Source organism: Candidatus Thioglobus sp. (assembly GCF_028599055.1).
Classification (GTDB): Bacteria; Pseudomonadota; Gammaproteobacteria; order PS1; family Pseudothioglobaceae; genus Thioglobus_A.
In genome coordinates, this window is the sequence record NZ_JAQRMS010000019.1 from 1 (window position 1) to 16,426 (window position 16,426).

Below are 16,426 nucleotides of genomic sequence, written 5' to 3' on the forward strand. Positions count from 1 at the left end.
TTGGTAGGTAACAATTTCATCAAATATTTGACGAAATTTATCTATTTTTCCTGTATTTAAATATATTTCCGCCTCTACCATTAAGGTTCTTTTGTAATAACCCTTTACTGCGACACTTTTGAGTTTAGTAACCACTTTTAATGCTGTCTCATAGTGCTTTTTTTTCATTAATGACTTTGCGTAACGAAGAAGAGTGTGGCTGTAATTTGGGAATATATTAAGCAAATATCTGTCAATAATAATAGCGCCATTCACCCTATCAGCAGAAACAAGTATCTCTGAAAATTGATTCAACGATGTAATAGGGAACATACGGGCATAGACAGGCTTTATATTTTGAATTTGACTAATTTTATTAGTTTTGACCATTGTATTTAAGTCATCATGCATAACAAACCAATTTGCATAAATAATAAAAACCCCTATTACAATCACACTAGCAAAACTTTTAACAATATATTTATAACTTTTAACTGATTTTTTAATTTGAATGGTTTTTACTGAGGGAATAAAAAGCTCTGAACGCTGAGCAATCATACCCAAATACAATCCTAACAACAACGAGGGTAACGCCAGTTGATAAGGAAAAGAAAATTGCATTTGCACAAACGAACCAGCAAGTGCAACCCATATTAAATAATAAAACCAAGCAAAGCTTGTATCATCTTTATCAACAATCTTAAAAACAGCAACAATGCTAGTCACTACACTTAATAACAAAGCCATTACGCCAAGCACACCCAGCTCAACACCTAATTCTAATAAATCATTGTGTACATGAGTAAAGGTTGTTGCACCAAGAACACCAAATCCACCTTCGGTCTCGTTGTAAAACCAAGAGCCTAAGCCTGAACCAAAAAATGGCGATACTTCAATCATGTTTATTGCGACCTGCCATATATCAAAACGAATTTGCGACGTAGTCTTAATTGCAAGAGAAGAGCTTTGTAAATCAAAAAACACAAGAATAAAAAACAACAATGTGGCAACAATACTACTTTGAGTTTTGCTCTTATTCCAATTCGTCCATTGTTTAATATTTTTACGTTTGACAATTAGAAAACTAGCAAGCAGAAACACTTCAATAACTATACTTACCCAGCTAGCACGAGTTCTTGTATAAAATATATATGCCATAATCAAGGCTATTGATACAGTAACAACCCAAACCTTTATACCTTTAATCTTGTCATGAAACAACAAAAATAATGTAAAGGGCAGAATAAGCACAATTGGCTGAGTTGCCATATTTTTATTACCAAACGTAGAAGCAGGAGGGGCAGCTTGCGTTATTACAGACAAATCAAATAAATATTGCGCAATACCAATAATGGCAATAATCAAAGCAGTAATTAACAAGCCCCAGCAAAATTTAATCAGTGTAGTTTTATCTAATTGCAATCGATAAGAAACTATAAATGCACAAAAAGTTATAAACCACATCATCCATTTAGTGACACTAAAATCGACATAAACTGACCAAGAAATACTTATGGTTCCAATCATAAATAAGAATAACCAACTAATTTTTAACCAACTTAAATTGAAAGTGATTTGTTGAGTGTTAGCATGCACCCTCCATAAAGTAACAAGCATTAAAATTCCAATACCAATTGCTGCCACATAAGATTTAACAAAAGAGTGATTAGAGAAGTTTAGATTAAACCAAGGAGCCGCAATTGCCATATAAAAAAGCAAAAAAATAAGGTAGTTAATATTGAGTTTGTGTGTTTTTTTCATTATCTAAACAACCAGTGAAGCCAAACCCAAAAACGCCACAAAACCGATAACATCGGTAATTGTAGTTAAGATAACACCGCCTGCTAGTGCAGGATCAATCTTAAATTTAATTAATAGTGATGGCAAAAAAGCACCTGAAAAAGCCGCAAAGATCAGATTCACCACAATGGCCAACGAAATAACCATACTGAGTATCCAATCTGAGAACCAAATATAGGTAGCTAAACCAATAATGACTGACCATAACAAACCGTTTAACACACCAATAGCCACCTCTTTACTCATGAGTAATTTTAGGTTTGAGCTTGTTACTCTGCCCGTTGCAATACCCCGGGTAACCAAAATAAGTGTTTGCGTACCCGCAATACCGCCCATAGAGGCAACTACTGGCATCAATACAGCCAGTGCAATTTTTTCTTGCAAGGTGGCCTCAAATAAACCGATAAAAAATACAGCAATAAATACAGTAATTAAGTTAACCCCTAGCCAAATACTGCGACTTTTAGTACTTTGAATCACAGGGGCAAATACATCATCCTCTTCATCCAAACCCGCCATTGACATAACTGAGTGCTCAGCTTCGTCTCGAATGACATCGACCACATCATCAATGGTAATTCGACCAATAAGCTGATTGTGTCTGTCCACCACAGGTGCAGAGATAAGGTCACGTTGCTCAAATAAACTGGCCACTTCCACCTCTGATGTATTAGCCAAAATTGGCTTAAGATCAGTATTGATTAACGGCTTAATCGATTGTGCAGCTTCGTTAGTTAGTAAGGTGGAAATATGAATACTGCCAATATACCGATAAGATCGGTCAACCACAAACACCTGATCAGTATCGATTGGCATTTCTTTTAGTAAACGTAAATAACGAATGACCGTACGCACATTAACATCATCACGAACGGTAATCATGTCAATATTCATTAACCCACCCGCGGAATCTTCTGGGTAGGACAACACTTGCTTTAAATGATCTCGGTGCTTATGATCCATGGTCAACAACAAGTTATGCAAGGCTGATTCGGGCAATTCAGGCACAATATCAGCCAGAATATCCATATCCAAGCCTTCTGTTGCCTTAACAATATCAACAACGCTCATTTCATTAAGCAGTTGAGATAAAACATCTTCACTTAAATCTTTAAGGATATCGCCTTGTGTCGCGCAATCAATATTAAGCCAAAGTTGGATTCGGTCTTTAGGCGGAACACTTTCTAGCAGTCGAGCAATCTCAGCCGAATGCAACTCGGAGAGTTGAGAGGTTGCCTCTTCATATAAAGAAGCCTCCAGAGATGTAATTAATCTCTGAAGGCGTTCCTCGAAAGAAGTATTTTCAACTTCTAGCATGAGTCATATTCCTTTATTTGGCTCTGGATTGTTAAAACCCAGAGCAACTATTGGTTAATTTTTTCTATGATCGTTTAACTTTTCTTTGTGCTTTCTAATTTGAGCATCTAATTTGTTAACCATTTGATCAATAGATACGTACATATCGTTGCTTTCTGCCTTAGCAAATAAATCAGCACCACTGACATGAATGGTTGCTTCTGCTATTTGCGTGTCTTTTTCAATTTCCAAAATCATGTTAATGTTAATAACATGATCAAAATGATGCTTAATTTTAGCTAACTTCTCTTCAGAATGTTGCTTAATTGCATCGGTAACATCAAGGTGATGGCCAGAAATATTTAATTGCATGTACGCTCCTTTGTTATTTATAAAATGCATGTCTATTGTGACACAACTTTGCCGATATAGCAGGTGTATTTATCAATAAAGTCAACAAATAAAAATCCTCACAATGGCGCTTTTATGTATATAATATAGTTTTTAACTTATTTAAATATTCAGGAGATCAAGATGGACGCAACAAGTCAACAAGATAATGAATTAAGCGCAAAGAAAATTGCTCTACAAGAAACTTTTAAAATCCACACAGCTGAAAACGGTTTTTCTTATGAAGAGTGGATCAACCCACCAGCTGGTTCTTTTTACGAAAGCTACAAAAATGACTTAGCTGCCGTAGACGAACAGATGGCTCCACCATTACAATACCAATCATAATTTAATTTTTTTGATTGGTACAAAAGCCCCGTTTGGGGCTTTTTTGTTTTACAGGCTATAATACAATGTCCTATTTAATGTCAAATTATGCACCGCTTAATGTTACCTTTACCCAAGGTAGCGGCTGCTATTTAACCGATACCAAAGGTAAGCAGTATTTTGACGCCTTATGTGGTGTCGGCGTTACAGGACTAGGACACGCTCACCCAGTTATCACCAAAGCCATTCAAACGCAAGCTGAACAATTACTCCATACCAGCAATTGGTATCACATTGCACATCAAGAAACCTTGGCAGAAAAATTATGCACCTTATCTAATATGGATAATGCATTTTTTGCCAATTCTGGCGCTGAAGCTAATGAAGCCGCTATTAAAATAGCGCGCTTACATGCCCGTGCTAATGACATTGATACGCCTATTATTCTAACGGCTAACCATAGTTTTCATGGGCGTACCATGGCCACCTTGTCTGCCACAGGCAACCCTAAAGTTCAGGCGGGTTTTGCCCCACTGGTTAGTGAATTTATCCATGTTGATTTCAACGACTTAACTGCCATCAAACAGCATGAAAACAATGCCAATGTGGTTGCGGTAATGCTTGAGCCTATTCAAGGTGAAAGCGGCGTTATTATTCCTGACGACACTTACCTAAACCAAGTTCAAGCCATTTGCAAGGATAACAATTGGCTGTTGATTTTAGATGAGGTGCAAACTGGCATTGGTCGTACTGGAAAACTGTTTGCACATCAATACAACAATATCACACCTGATGTATTAACCCTAGCTAAAGGCCTGGGTAATGGCGTGCCAATTGGTGCTTGTTTAGCCAAGGGCGATGCAGCCAAACTATTAACCCCGGGCACTCATGGATCAACTTTTGGCGGCAATCCGTTAGTTTGTCGTACGGCACTTAGCGTCTTGTCAGTGATTGATCAAAACAATATCCTTGATAACGTTAATAAAATTAGTGCTTACATTGCCAGCAATCTTAGCGAAAAACTACAAAACAACACAACTGTAGCTGAAATCCGTATCAAGGGTTTAATGATCGCTATCGAGCTTAATCAACCTTGTATGCAATTATTACAACAAGCGCTAGAGCAGCAGTTATTGATTAATATCACGGGGCAGTCCATTCGCCTATTGCCACCACTCATCATGAATACGCAACAGGCAGACAGTATGATTGACACCATTTGTAATTTAATTGACGCTTTATAGTACGCAGGAGAATAACAATGAAGCACTTTATTAACCTAGACGATTTATCCAGCAATGATCTAAATCAAATTATTGACACAGCCATTGCGTTAAAAAAACAACACAAAGCTGGCGAGATTAACGAGACCTTAAAAAATAAAACGCTGGCCATGATTTTTGACAAATCATCAACACGCACTCGTGTTTCGTTTGAGGCTGGTATGGCTCAATTAGGGGGTCACGCACTATTTTTATCTGATCGTGACATTCAGTTGGGCCGAGGCGAACCAACGACAGATACTGCCATTGTTGTCAGCTCAATGGTTGATGCAATTATGATGCGTGTCTCTTCGCATGATGATATTAACACCTTTGCACAGCACAGCTCTGTGCCGATTATTAACGCACTGAGTGATGAATCACACCCTTGTCAATTATTAGCCGACATGATGACCTATAAAGAGCACAAAGGCTCCATTCAAGGCAAAACAGTTGCCTGGATTGGTGATGGTAACAACATGTGTCACACCTACATGCAAGCGGCCAAAGCTTTTGGTTTTACCTTAAATATTGCTACGCCAGAGGGATACGAGCCTGATCAAGACTTTATTAATAATTACAAGTCGCATATTCAATTGTTTAACAATGCTGAACAAGCTTGTCAAAATTCAGACCTTGTCGTCACCGATGTTTGGGCGTCAATGGGTCAAGAAGCTGAACAAACCAAACGTGAACTAGCGTTTAAAGATTTTCAAGTAACCGATAAATTAATGCAACAGGCGAATACGGATGCAAGCTTTATGCACTGTTTACCGGCTCATCGTGGTGAAGAGGTTTCTGCTAGTGTTATAGATGGCAAGCAAAGCTTAGTTTGGGATGAGGCTGAAAATCGCCTACATGCACAGAAATCACTGCTATTATATTTATTAGACTAACTTATTGATCAAGGCTTTTCATTGCAGCTTGATAAAACTTAACGCCACGTTCGATCTTCTCACGCCCGCGTGACACACGCCAACGATTGGTATCACGCAGTGAATATACACAGCCACAATATTCCTGTTGATAGAAGTTTTCACGCTTGGAAAGCTCTAACATTCTAGACGATCCGCCCTGCTTACGCCAATTAAAATCCCAGTAAGAAACACCTTGATAACTATTTGCAGCGCGCACCCCGCAGCCATTAATTTGATTCATATCTTTCCACCTTGAAATGCCCAAGGTTGAGGAAATTAAATCAAATCCATGTGCTTTGGCATATTGCGCCGTTACCTCAAAGCGCATATCAAAACACGTTGTACAGCGCTTTCCACGCTCCGGTTCATCTTCCTGACCCTTAACTCGATCAAACCAATCATCTTTGTTATAGTCTGCATCAATAAAATCCATGCCTAATTTTTGAGCAAAACGAATATTCTCTTCTTTGCGCAATTCGTACTCTTCTTTTGGGTGGATATTTGGGTTGTAGAAAAAAATGGTGGTGTCAATATTGGATGCAGCCAAAGCCTCCATCACTTCTCCCGCGCAAGGTGCGCAACAAGAGTGCATTAATAGCTTTTTTTCACCATTTGGAGTGGTTAAGACGGGGCGTTTATAGCCTGTTAAACTATAATCTACTGTAGACATAATTTTGCCTGTTTTAGCACTTCCCAAGCTTCACGCTTGAGTTGTTCATTGGCCAGAATTTTATTAGGATGATGGATATTCAAAACAGACTTTGATTGTATAGGCAAAGATACACCGGCTAACAACACCACTTGAGCATTATATTTCTCCAACACTTGCGCTATATTTTCAGCAGCCTCACTAATACAAACAATCTCTTGTTTTTGCAGACCGATCGCAGCAAGCATTTTGTATAGGAAGTCCTGAACCTCGCCTGGGCTACACATAGAATTTGATTGCTCAGACTCCACCACTAAACATTTAATGTTAATTTTTTGACTGTGAGTAGCTGATGCAGGTGAACTACTTGTTACGTGCAAATACTCAGGTATTTTTAATTCATTGAGATATTGCGACCTAATAGACAACATTAAACCTGAGGGTGCGCCCTATCCGTTGCTGCTAACACTTTATTCAGCGCATGAATGTAGGCTTTTGCGCTAGCAATCACGATATCGGTATCTGCACCTTGGCCGTTAATAATGCGCCCATCCTGTTCTAGGCGAACATTAACCTCACCCAGTGCATCTGTGCCTTGAGTTACGTTTGACACTGAATAAAGTTGTAAGTTGACTTGCATATCCATCAATTTATTAATCGCACTAAACGTTGCATCAACCGAACCTGCAGTTTCTGCTGTCATGGTTTTTTCTTCACCATCAATAGACAAGGTTACCGTTGCGCTGTTTCTTTCACCAGTTTCACTACAAACTTTTAACGACACCAACTTAATACTTTCACTTTCAACTACTTGCGCCTCAGAAACTAATGCTTGCAAGTCTTCATCAAAAATTTCATGTTTTTTGTCGGCTAATTCTTTGAAGCGTCTAAATGCACTATTCAAACTTTCTTCTGAATCAAATTCTGTGCCAAGCTCTAATAGTCTTGCTTTGAACGCGTTACGCCCTGAATGCTTACCCAATACTAACTGGTTAGCATTCCAACCCACATCTTCAGCGCGCATAATTTCATAAGTTTCACGGTGCTTAAGTACGCCATCCTGATGAATACCCGCTTCGTGTGCAAACGCATTAGCACCAACAATGGCTTTATTTGGTTGTACGATAAAACCAGTCACACTAGAAACTAGGCGAGATGCTGACAAAATATGAGTAGTATCAATATTGGTATCACAGGAAAACTCATCTTGTCGAGTTCGAACTGCCATCACCACTTCTTCCAAAGCTGTATTACCAGCACGCTCACCCAGTCCGTTAATGGTACACTCAACTTGACGCGCACCATTAAGCACTGCTGACAATGAGTTGGCAACTGCCAAACCTAAGTCATTATGACAATGCGCTGAAAAAACAGCTTGGTCTGAATTAGGCACGCGTTCGATTAATGATTTAATCGTGGCGCCAAATTGATGGGGTAAGTTATAGCCAACTGTATCAGGAATATTAATGGTGGTTGCACCTGCAGCAATTGTTGCTTCAATCACGCGACACAAAAAATCTTCATCAGAACGTCCAGCATCTTCTGGTGAAAACTCCACATTATCCGTATATTTCCTAGCACGCTTAACGGCTCTCACCGCCTGATCAACCACTTGATCCGGCGTCATTTGCAATTTCATTTTCATATGAATATCACTGGTTGCAATAAACGTATGAATGCGAGCAGAATTAGCACCTTTAAGCGCCTCACCAGCGCGATCAATGTCTTTATCTAGCGCTCGAGCCAAAGAACAAATGGTTGAATCTTTAATGGTATTGGCAACGGCCTGTACTGCTTCAAAATCCCCGGGAGAGGCAATGGCAAAACCCGCTTCAATAACATCGACACGCATTTTTTCCAATACCTTGGCAATGCGAACCTTTTCATCTTTAGTCATTGATGCGCCTGGAGACTGCTCTCCATCGCGTAATGTTGTGTCAAAAATAATTAATTTGTCAGACATTTAAGTCTCCTTTGTATATGTTTTTTTCTAGTGCTATTGTGGGGTTAGGCTTTTGGCCAATCGAGTTCATATCTGCCTACGGCAGTAATCGCTTTAGGCTTAAGAGTAAGCCTAGAAAAGAAAAATTAGTGTAATTATTCATGTGTGTCATTATAAATTATTTTAAACTTTTCTTTGCTTGTTTTTTTAGAGCACGCTTTTTACGAACCTCAATGGTTGTTAATACCAACCCTGAAACTGCATAAGTAAAGAAAAAGATAAACAAAATAGCACTTGGCCATAATGACACCACAATTAAAATCAAGGTAGCAAGCAGTAACAACTTGAATGATGATCTACCCTTAAAGTTAACCTCTTTAAAGCTGTAATAACGCACATTACTCACCATAAGAATACCAGCTGACACAAGAATTATCCAAGCGCCAATAACTAAATATTGATCATCATAAGCACTAGGGCCTATCATCTCTTTGGTCCACACCAAACCGGCAATCAAAGCGGCAGCAGCCGGTGACGGCAAGCCTTGAAAATAACGCTTATCTTGAACGCCGATCTGAGTATTAAATCTTGCCAATCGTAACGCACCAGCAGCCACATAAATAAAGGCACCAATCCAACCGACTTGAGACAACCCTTCAAATAAATAAAAATACATTAATAATGCTGGCGCAACCCCAAATGACACCATATCGGCCATGGAGTCATATTGCTCACCAAAGGCGCTTTGTGTGTTGGTTAATCGAGCCACACGCCCGTCCAACCCATCCCACAACATGGCCACAAAAATGGCAATTGCCGCATCAGCATATTGACCTTTAGTTGCTAGGATGATAGCAAAGAAACCCGCAAACAACCCAAAGGTTGTCAGTATGTTCGGCAATAGATAAACGCCTCGCCTTATTTTGGTATTTTTCATAAGTTGATTATAACGCCTTAGAAACAAAAACGCCCAACTAAGTTGGGCGTTTTTAAAGAGTGTTTAATTCTTGGCTTGATCGACAATTTTATTCTTGTTAATCCATGGCATCATCGAACGCAGTGACTCACCCACTTGTTCAATCTTATGCTCACGCTGCACTTCACGACGTGCTGGCAGATCACTCACATTAGCCACAAATTCTTTAGCGAATGTACCATCTTGAATTTCCGTTAAGATTTTCTTCATTTCGGCTTTAGTTTCAGCAGTCACAATACGAGGACCACGTGTTACATCGCCATATTCCGCAGTATTTGAGATTGAGTAACGCATATTAGCAATACCACCTTCATACATTAAGTCAACAATTAGCTTAAGCTCATGTAAACACTCAAAGTATGCCATTTCTGGCTCATAGCCTGCTTCTACTAAAGTTTCAAAACCAGCTTGTACTAGGGATGTTGTACCACCACATAGAACTACCTGCTCACCAAATAAGTCTGTTTCAGTCTCATCTTTAAAGGTTGTTTCCAAGATACCTGTACGGCCACCACCAATTGCTGATGCATATGAAAGTGCTGTTGCCTTAGCATTACCAGAAGCATCCTGTGATACCGCGATTAAATCAGGAATACCGCCACCTTTAACAAACTCTGAACGCACTGTATGACCTGGCGCCTTTGGTGCAACCATGATGACGTCTAAATCAGCGCTTGGCTTAATTAAACCGTACAAGATGTTGAAGCCGTGAGCAAACGCAACCGTTGCACCTTTTTTAAGATTTGGCTCAATGCTGTCTGAATAGATTTGACCCTGGAATTCATCCGGTGCCAAAATCATGACTAAATCCGCCCACGCAGTAGCAGCTTCGATTGACTTAACATCTAAGCCAGAAGCACTGGCTTTAGCAGCTGAAGCTGAACCTTCTCTTAGTGCAACAACCACTTCAACACCTGAATCTTTTAAGTTATTTGCGTGCGCATGACCTTGTGAACCGTAACCCACAATCGCCACTTTCATACCTTTGATGATCGCTAGGTCTGCATCTTTATCGTAATATCTATTCATTTCTTTTTTCCTTTGTTTATAGCGCAACTAACGCCTATATAGTTAACTTTATATTTTCTGACAAACGCCGGTGACGCCCGTTCTAGAAACCTCTAAGATTTTATCTGCATCAAATGCCTCGATAAAATCATTAATTTTTTGACTTTTTCCAGCCAATTCAATGGTGTACGCCTCTTCTGAGGCGTCAATAATTTTTGCATCAAAACCATCTAAAACACGATCAACTTCTGCTTGAGAATCGTTTTTAAGGCTGATTTTTACCAGTAATAATTCACGCTCAATGTGTTCAGTAGCTGTTAAGTCGGTTACGCTGACGACGTCAATTAATTTGTTAAGCTGTTTAATAATTTGCTCAATAATATTATCATCACCAATACTTACAATAGTCATTCTTGACATAGTAGGATCGTTAGTAGTGGCAACTGTGAGCGATTCAATATTAAAACCACGCGCTGAAAATAAGCCTGATACTCGAGAAAGTGCACCCGATTCATTCTCTAATTGTACTGAAATTATGTGTCTCATTGTTATACTAAATTTAATCCTGAATCATTAGTAGAAGCCATTTCATCACGCCCGGCTAGCAACATCTCGTGATGCCCTGCACCTGATGGAATCATTGGAAAAACGTTTTCAGTTGGATCGGTAATGATATCAATAAATACCGTTCTATCTTTTTGTTTAAACGCCTCAATAAGTGCCGGCTTCAAGTCTTCTTCCTTTTCGACACGTATGCCAATGTGGCCATAGCTTTCCGCTAGTTTAACAAAATCAGGCAGTGCATCCATATACGACATAGAGTAACGCTTATCATAGAAAAACTCCTGCCATTGGCGCACCATGCCTAAATAGCCATTATTAAGATTGATAATCTTAACTGGTGTATGAAATTGCAACATAGTGGAAAGTTCTTGCAACATCATTTGAATACTACCATCGCCCGTTATACAGGCAACATCTAATTCAGGCTCAGCCAATTTAGCGCCCATAGCTGCCGGCAAGCCAAAGCCCATAGTGCCCAAACCACCAGAGTTGATCCAACGACGCGGCTTATCAAATGGATAATATTGTGCCGCCCACATTTGATGCTGACCCACATCACTCGTCACAATAGCATCACCTTGTGTCACTTCATACAATGCTTCAACAGCTGTTTGTGGCTTAATAACACCTGATTTGGTTTTATAAGCCAAGGAATCTACCTCACGCCACTGATTGATTTGCTGCCACCAAGCGTCAATATTTGGCAGCTCTTTATTCTCTAATCCTTTAATCAGTGCACGCAATACATCATTCACTTGACCAATCACTGACACATCAACACCCACTACTTTACCAACCGAAGAAGGGTCAATATCAATATGGATAATTTTTGCATCAGGGCAAAATTTTTCTAAATTCCCCGTGATACGGTCATCAAATCTTGCACCTATGGCGATCACACAATCCGAACCATGCATGGCCATGTTTGATTCATAAGTACCATGCATACCCAACATGCCAAGTGACTGTTTATCGGTTGCAGGATAGGCGCCCAATCCCATTAAAGTTTGAGTAATTGGAAAACCGGTGCGACGAGTTAGTGCGGTTAACGCTTCACTAGCATTACCAATAACACTACCGCCACCTGAATAAATAATAGGTTGACGCGCTGAGGCGATAATATCAATTGCTTTAGCGACTTGGTCCGCATTCACCTGAACTTCAGGCTGATATGAACGCATAGAAATAGTTTCCGGGTAACCTTCATAATCAATTTCAGCAATGGTGGCATCCTTGGTTACATCAATTAGAACAGGGCCTGGACGACCTGTCGTTGCAATGTAAAAAGCTTTCTTGACAGTTTGTGCTAAATCATCGGCGTTTTTTACCAGAAAATTATGTTTAACGCATGAACGGGTAATACCTACTGCATCCACTTCCTGAAAGGCATCACTACCAATCACAGCAGAAGGTACCTGGCCTGAAATAACCACCATTGGAATAGAATCGGTAAATGCAGTTGCAATACCGGTAACGGCATTTGTTAGTCCCGGTCCTGAAGTAACGAGTGCCACACCACACTTTCCGCTGGTACGTGCATAGCCGTCAGCAGCGTGCACAGCACCCTGTTCATGACGGACCAAAATATGATCCATTGTTGTGCAAGCGTCTAATGCATCGTAGATGTGCAGAACTGCGCCGCCAGGATAACCAAAGATGTGCTTAACACCTTCGCTTTTCAAGCAGTCAACTAATATTTGTGCACCATTTAATTTCATTATTTTAGCTGGGTATAAAAAACTTGTCGATTATACCAAACGAAACACTAAAATTGCTTATGATTACAAGGAATTTTGCCAATCTTCTGAATAGAATTGCATTGGCGAATCATCTTGTTCGAACGTTTCAATTGACCAAGTATCAGGACGCTCTAAAATAGCTGACAATAACTGATCATTAAGCAAATGACCCGTTTTGTAACCCTCATAATGGCCAATTAAATTAGAGCCAAGTAGGTACATATCGCCCACAATATCCAGGATTTTATGCTTAACAAATTCATTTTGATAGCGCATGCCGTCTTCGTTCAATACATCATCATCACTTAATGCAATCGCGTTGTCCATGCTTGCACCCAAGGCTAAGTTTTGACGCTGCATCATTTCCACATCTTTCATGTAACCAAAAGTTCTAGCCCTTGAAATTTCTTTCAAGTAAGACTGCTGTGAAAAATCAATGGTTAATTCTTGCCCACTTTCCTTGACTTTTTTATGGTCAAAATCAATTTCTAGAGATACTTTAAATCCGTCAAATGGTGATACTTGCGCCCATGAATCACCGTTTTCCACACGAATGGTGTCGTTAATGACGAAAAAACGCTTGTGAGCTTCTTGCTCTTCAATACCAGCAGACTGCACCAAAAAAACAAAAGGCGCTGATGAGCCGTCCATTATTGGCACCTCGAAAGAGTCTAACTCCACCAACACGTTATCAATGCCCAAGGCAGAAAATGCACTCATTAAATGCTCAACAGTAGACACCTTAACACCTTGATTTTCAAGGCCGGTAGAAAGCACCACCTCATTAACAAAAGCATTGTGCGCCCGAACCAACTTACCGCCAACATCCATACGTCTAAATACAACGCCATGATCAATTTCAGCAGGAATGAGTGTCATGTTTACCATGCCACCACTGTGAATACCGACACCTCGAGCTTTGACAGTTTTTTTAATGGTTCTTTGTTTGATCATGGACACCTCCAGAAACCCCGGTGCGATTTAAGGAATGCAGAAAATAGTGCATTTTTCAGCAAAAAATAAAGAGAATAGCTAGTTATTTGATGAATTTTTTGCTGAACCCTCCTAGAGGACTGCTGTGTAGCGCTAGAAAGGTGCTGTTTTGTGTGTTTCATAAATTGTATTGGGGTTTTTGGAGGCGCCCTTATGTTAATTAAAGTTCTAGTAGTCCTTTCATTTTACCTAACAAGCCTTTTTTTTGCACTAATTCAGTTTCTTGTAAATAAGGCTCAACGGTATTACAAGTTAACAAGCCAAATGCTGAAAAATAACCAACATCGGTTAGTAAGTCTTCATTACCACTGACCAGTGTTCGATTTATTTTGGCTAATTTAGTGCGTATTCTAAATTCTTTTAATAAAAAACTTTCACAATTTTCTATCTTACTAGCACCACCAATAACCACTATACCCGCTTTAAGCGCTCTATCAAGCTTTTCAGCCTTTAAACTTTTCTTAATCATGCTGCAAATTTCTTGATAGGATTTTTCTATAACACTGATCAATTCATGCAATGATAGATAATTTTTTTCGTTTGAGTTTAGTTGCTCGAATTCAACCAAACAATCCTTTAAGCTCGCATTTGGCTGCAATACACCATAAGCAAGCTTGAGTCTTTCCGCTTCTTTAAAGGAAGTGTTGTAAGCTTGTGAAATTGCTTCCGTAACCGTATTTCCGCCAAACTTAAATACATGACTAAACGTTACGCCGCCTTTGGTAAATACCGAAATATTGCTCACTGATGCGCCCATATCCAATAGACACACCCCCTCTTCTTTTTGGTCACTCGTGATACAAACCGAGCTGCTTGCAATAGAATCTGCCATCACGGTATCGATACCCAAATCACAATCTGACAGACAATTAATAACACCGTTTAACGCCTGATTAGAAACCGATATTAAGTGCACATCAGCGCCCAAAATTTGCGCTTCTAAGCCTATGGGTTGATCGACCACTTGATCGTCAATAGTAAAACCATTTACAATCGCTTTGAGTTGTTTTTTATTAGTCGCAACAGCACCTGCTGAAGAGTTTTGAATCGCCTTTGCAACATCTTCTTTAGTAACTGTCATTGATTTTCTAGAAAAACTAATGGGACGGTTTTGATTATTACTATTCAAATGCAAATCATTAATATTAACACTGACATTAATCACGCGCTCTTTGCACGTACGTTTAATTTTATCTATAACCGCACGTACCGCTTTAATAGCTTGATCTTGATTGGTGACCACGCCGCTTTCTATCCCAGCAGACTCCCCAGATGCATGAGCAAAAACATGGATTTTATCCTGTTCAATTTCAGCAATTAACATAACAATTTTGCTAGAACCAAGATCAATGCCGGCAAAAAATTCACGATCACTCATGTTTATCTCCCTGTTCTAGCCATTCATACAAATGCGTTAGCTCAACAACCTTACCACTCAGCAAACGCTTAAACCTTTTGGCATTTGGCTGCGCATGATAAAGCCCTAAAATATGGCGTGTCATCGATCGAATCGGCACCTCGTTTTTTTGTTGAATTTTAATATAGTCAATAAAGTCAAGTAATACCTGCTCTCTTGAAATAATTAAGGTATTTGATTGATAAAACGCTTGATCAACACCAGCCAACAAATAAGGCTGGTGGTACACCGCCCTACCCAACATGGCATTATCAACATGCTTTAGATGCTCACCCACCTCTACCAAGGAGCCAATACCACCATTAATGCCAATCGTAAGCTTTGGAAAGTCTTTTTTGAGTTGATACACCCAATCATAATTAAGTGGCGGAACAGATCTATTCTGCTTAGGACTCAAACCCTTTAACCAAGCCTTTCTCGCATGAACAACAAAATTAGTACAGCCTGCCTGACTCACCACCTCAATAAAGTTAGTTAATTCTTCATAACTTTCCATGTCGTCCACACCAATGCGAGATTTAACACTCAGTGGCGTATCAACCACCTCGCCCATCGCCTCAATACACTGAGCCACTGTTTCTGGCGTTTGCATCAAACAAGCACCAAAACTTCCTGACTGAACTCGATCTGAGGGGCAGCCCACATTAATGTTAATTTCATCATAACCCCAATCTTGACCAACTTTGGCCGCTAGAGCCATTTCTTTAGGGTCGCTACCACCAAGTTGTAAAACCAGCGGATGTTCATGCGCATCATAATCAAGCAATCGATTTTTATCACCATGGATAATGGCTTTAGCGGTGACCATCTCTGTCCAAAGCTGTGCCTCCTTTGACAGCAAACGATGAAAAAACCGACAATGGCGATCCGTCCAATCCATCATTGGCGCTACGGAAAATTGACTCATTTCCTCTTCTCCATTTTTACGGCGTTAAATTTAAAAAGCCGTTTATCATTTAGGTTTGCTAAACTCTTACACATTTTTTTAAATCTGCCCTATAAAAAAAGAAAAATGCTCTTGATTAGGCACGGATTAACAATCCAAATCATTCATAATTTTCTACTATATTTTCTAAAGGCTTGAATAGTTTGATAAATCAACAAGCCCTCAATAATTCTAAAAGAAAAATCAATCGCATAGGTGGAAAAGGCCCAATAGCTGCCCCT

Annotated in this window: 16 protein-coding genes; 3 read left to right on the plus strand and 13 right to left on the minus strand. The window is 39.6% G+C overall.

The window, feature by feature from the left end; translation table 11 throughout:
• The 3 genes from PSN35_RS02350 to raiA form a co-directional block, all read right to left on the minus strand.
• Positions 1-1,740, minus strand: a 1,740-nt coding sequence (locus PSN35_RS02350; RefSeq protein ID WP_300028903.1) for an O-antigen ligase, incomplete at its 3' end; no start/stop codon positions are given.
• A 3-nt stretch (positions 1,741-1,743) separates the two neighbouring features.
• Positions 1,744-3,096 carry a magnesium transporter gene (gene mgtE / locus PSN35_RS02355; RefSeq protein WP_300028905.1) on the minus strand — a complete coding sequence of 451 codons (1,353 nt, stop codon included), beginning with the start codon at positions 3,094-3,096 and terminating at the stop codon, positions 1,744-1,746.
• Between the two features lie 54 nt (positions 3,097-3,150).
• Complete coding sequence (gene raiA / locus PSN35_RS02360) at positions 3,151-3,447, minus strand: ribosome-associated translation inhibitor RaiA (RefSeq protein WP_300028907.1); 297 nt, start codon at positions 3,445-3,447, stop codon at positions 3,151-3,153.
• Positions 3,448-3,609: 162 nt separating this feature from the next.
• Here raiA and PSN35_RS02365 point away from each other — a divergent pair, with 162 nt between their 5' ends.
• From PSN35_RS02365 to argF, 3 genes are all read left to right on the plus strand, one after another.
• Positions 3,610-3,813: a hypothetical protein gene (locus tag PSN35_RS02365; protein WP_300028909.1), complete on the plus strand. Its 204-nt coding sequence runs from the start codon at positions 3,610-3,612 to the stop codon at positions 3,811-3,813.
• Between the two features lie 65 nt (positions 3,814-3,878).
• Positions 3,879-5,036 (plus strand): aspartate aminotransferase family protein, encoded by a 1,158-nt coding sequence (locus PSN35_RS02370; protein ID WP_300028911.1) that lies wholly within the window; start codon positions 3,879-3,881, stop codon positions 5,034-5,036.
• Between the two features lie 17 nt (positions 5,037-5,053).
• Positions 5,054-5,950, plus strand: a complete 897-nt coding sequence (gene argF, locus PSN35_RS02375; protein WP_300028913.1) for an ornithine carbamoyltransferase — start codon at positions 5,054-5,056, stop codon at positions 5,948-5,950.
• Between the two features lies 1 nt (position 5,951).
• Here argF and PSN35_RS02380 read toward each other — a convergent pair whose 3' ends face one another.
• The 10 genes from PSN35_RS02380 to dusA all read right to left on the minus strand — a co-directional run bounded on the left by PSN35_RS02380 (position 5,952) and on the right by dusA (position 16,166).
• Positions 5,952-6,641, minus strand: coding sequence for an epoxyqueuosine reductase QueH (locus PSN35_RS02380; protein ID WP_300028915.1), 690 nt, complete (start codon positions 6,639-6,641; stop codon positions 5,952-5,954).
• Positions 6,629-7,051, minus strand: a complete 423-nt coding sequence (locus tag PSN35_RS02385; protein WP_300028917.1) for a hypothetical protein — start codon at positions 7,049-7,051, stop codon at positions 6,629-6,631. Before PSN35_RS02385 ends, PSN35_RS02380 begins: the two co-directional genes overlap by 13 nt.
• Positions 7,051-8,583: a 2-isopropylmalate synthase gene (locus PSN35_RS02390; protein ID WP_300028919.1), complete on the minus strand. Its 1,533-nt coding sequence runs from the start codon at positions 8,581-8,583 to the stop codon at positions 7,051-7,053. The genes PSN35_RS02385 and PSN35_RS02390 overlap by 1 nt, the downstream gene beginning before the upstream one ends.
• A gap of 157 nt (positions 8,584-8,740) precedes the next feature.
• Positions 8,741-9,499 (minus strand): CDP-diacylglycerol--serine O-phosphatidyltransferase, encoded by a 759-nt coding sequence (pssA, locus tag PSN35_RS02395; RefSeq protein WP_300028921.1) that lies wholly within the window; start codon positions 9,497-9,499, stop codon positions 8,741-8,743.
• Between the two features lie 63 nt (positions 9,500-9,562).
• A complete protein-coding gene (ilvC, locus tag PSN35_RS02400) occupies positions 9,563-10,567 on the minus strand; it encodes a ketol-acid reductoisomerase (RefSeq protein ID WP_300028924.1) in 1,005 nt (334 codons plus the stop codon).
• Between the two features lie 48 nt (positions 10,568-10,615).
• Positions 10,616-11,092 (minus strand): acetolactate synthase small subunit, encoded by a 477-nt coding sequence (ilvN, locus tag PSN35_RS02405; RefSeq protein WP_300028926.1) that lies wholly within the window; start codon positions 11,090-11,092, stop codon positions 10,616-10,618.
• A gap of 2 nt (positions 11,093-11,094) precedes the next feature.
• Complete coding sequence (gene ilvB / locus PSN35_RS02410; RefSeq protein WP_300028928.1) at positions 11,095-12,828, minus strand: biosynthetic-type acetolactate synthase large subunit; 1,734 nt, start codon at positions 12,826-12,828, stop codon at positions 11,095-11,097.
• Positions 12,829-12,891: 63 nt separating this feature from the next.
• Positions 12,892-13,803, minus strand: coding sequence for a UDP-3-O-acyl-N-acetylglucosamine deacetylase (lpxC, locus tag PSN35_RS02415; protein WP_300028930.1), 912 nt, complete (start codon positions 13,801-13,803; stop codon positions 12,892-12,894).
• A gap of 199 nt (positions 13,804-14,002) precedes the next feature.
• On the minus strand, positions 14,003-15,220 hold the full coding sequence (ftsA, locus tag PSN35_RS02420) for a cell division protein FtsA (RefSeq protein WP_300028932.1): 1,218 nt from the start codon (positions 15,218-15,220) through the stop codon (positions 14,003-14,005).
• On the minus strand, positions 15,213-16,166 hold the full coding sequence (gene dusA, locus PSN35_RS02425; RefSeq protein ID WP_300028934.1) for a tRNA dihydrouridine(20/20a) synthase DusA: 954 nt from the start codon (positions 16,164-16,166) through the stop codon (positions 15,213-15,215). The genes ftsA and dusA overlap by 8 nt, the downstream gene beginning before the upstream one ends.
• Positions 16,167-16,426: the final 260 nt, after the last annotated feature.

What these genes read in the sequence shown, in the direction of transcription:
- mgtE (WP_300028905.1), bottom strand. Translation starts at nt 3,096, where the DNA reads ATGCTAGAAGTTGAAAATACTTCTTTCGAGGAACGCCTTCAGAGATTA.
- raiA (WP_300028907.1), bottom strand. Translation starts at nt 3,447, where the DNA reads ATGCAATTAAATATTTCTGGCCATCACCTTGATGTTACCGATGCAATT.
- PSN35_RS02365 (WP_300028909.1), top strand. Translation starts at nt 3,610, where the DNA reads ATGGACGCAACAAGTCAACAAGATAATGAATTAAGCGCAAAGAAAATT.
- PSN35_RS02370 (WP_300028911.1), top strand. Translation starts at nt 3,879, where the DNA reads ATGTCCTATTTAATGTCAAATTATGCACCGCTTAATGTTACCTTTACC.
- argF (WP_300028913.1), top strand. Translation starts at nt 5,054, where the DNA reads ATGAAGCACTTTATTAACCTAGACGATTTATCCAGCAATGATCTAAAT.
- PSN35_RS02380 (WP_300028915.1), bottom strand. Translation starts at nt 6,641, where the DNA reads ATGTCTACAGTAGATTATAGTTTAACAGGCTATAAACGCCCCGTCTTA.
- PSN35_RS02385 (WP_300028917.1), bottom strand. Translation starts at nt 7,051, where the DNA reads ATGTTGTCTATTAGGTCGCAATATCTCAATGAATTAAAAATACCTGAG.
- PSN35_RS02390 (WP_300028919.1), bottom strand. Translation starts at nt 8,583, where the DNA reads ATGTCTGACAAATTAATTATTTTTGACACAACATTACGCGATGGAGAG.
- pssA (WP_300028921.1), bottom strand. Translation starts at nt 9,499, where the DNA reads ATGAAAAATACCAAAATAAGGCGAGGCGTTTATCTATTGCCGAACATA.
- ilvC (WP_300028924.1), bottom strand. Translation starts at nt 10,567, where the DNA reads ATGAATAGATATTACGATAAAGATGCAGACCTAGCGATCATCAAAGGT.
- ilvN (WP_300028926.1), bottom strand. Translation starts at nt 11,092, where the DNA reads ATGAGACACATAATTTCAGTACAATTAGAGAATGAATCGGGTGCACTT.
- ilvB (WP_300028928.1), bottom strand. Translation starts at nt 12,828, where the DNA reads ATGAAATTAAATGGTGCACAAATATTAGTTGACTGCTTGAAAAGCGAA.
- lpxC (WP_300028930.1), bottom strand. Translation starts at nt 13,803, where the DNA reads ATGATCAAACAAAGAACCATTAAAAAAACTGTCAAAGCTCGAGGTGTC.
- ftsA (WP_300028932.1), bottom strand. Translation starts at nt 15,220, where the DNA reads ATGAGTGATCGTGAATTTTTTGCCGGCATTGATCTTGGTTCTAGCAAA.
- dusA (WP_300028934.1), bottom strand. Translation starts at nt 16,166, where the DNA reads ATGAGTCAATTTTCCGTAGCGCCAATGATGGATTGGACGGATCGCCAT.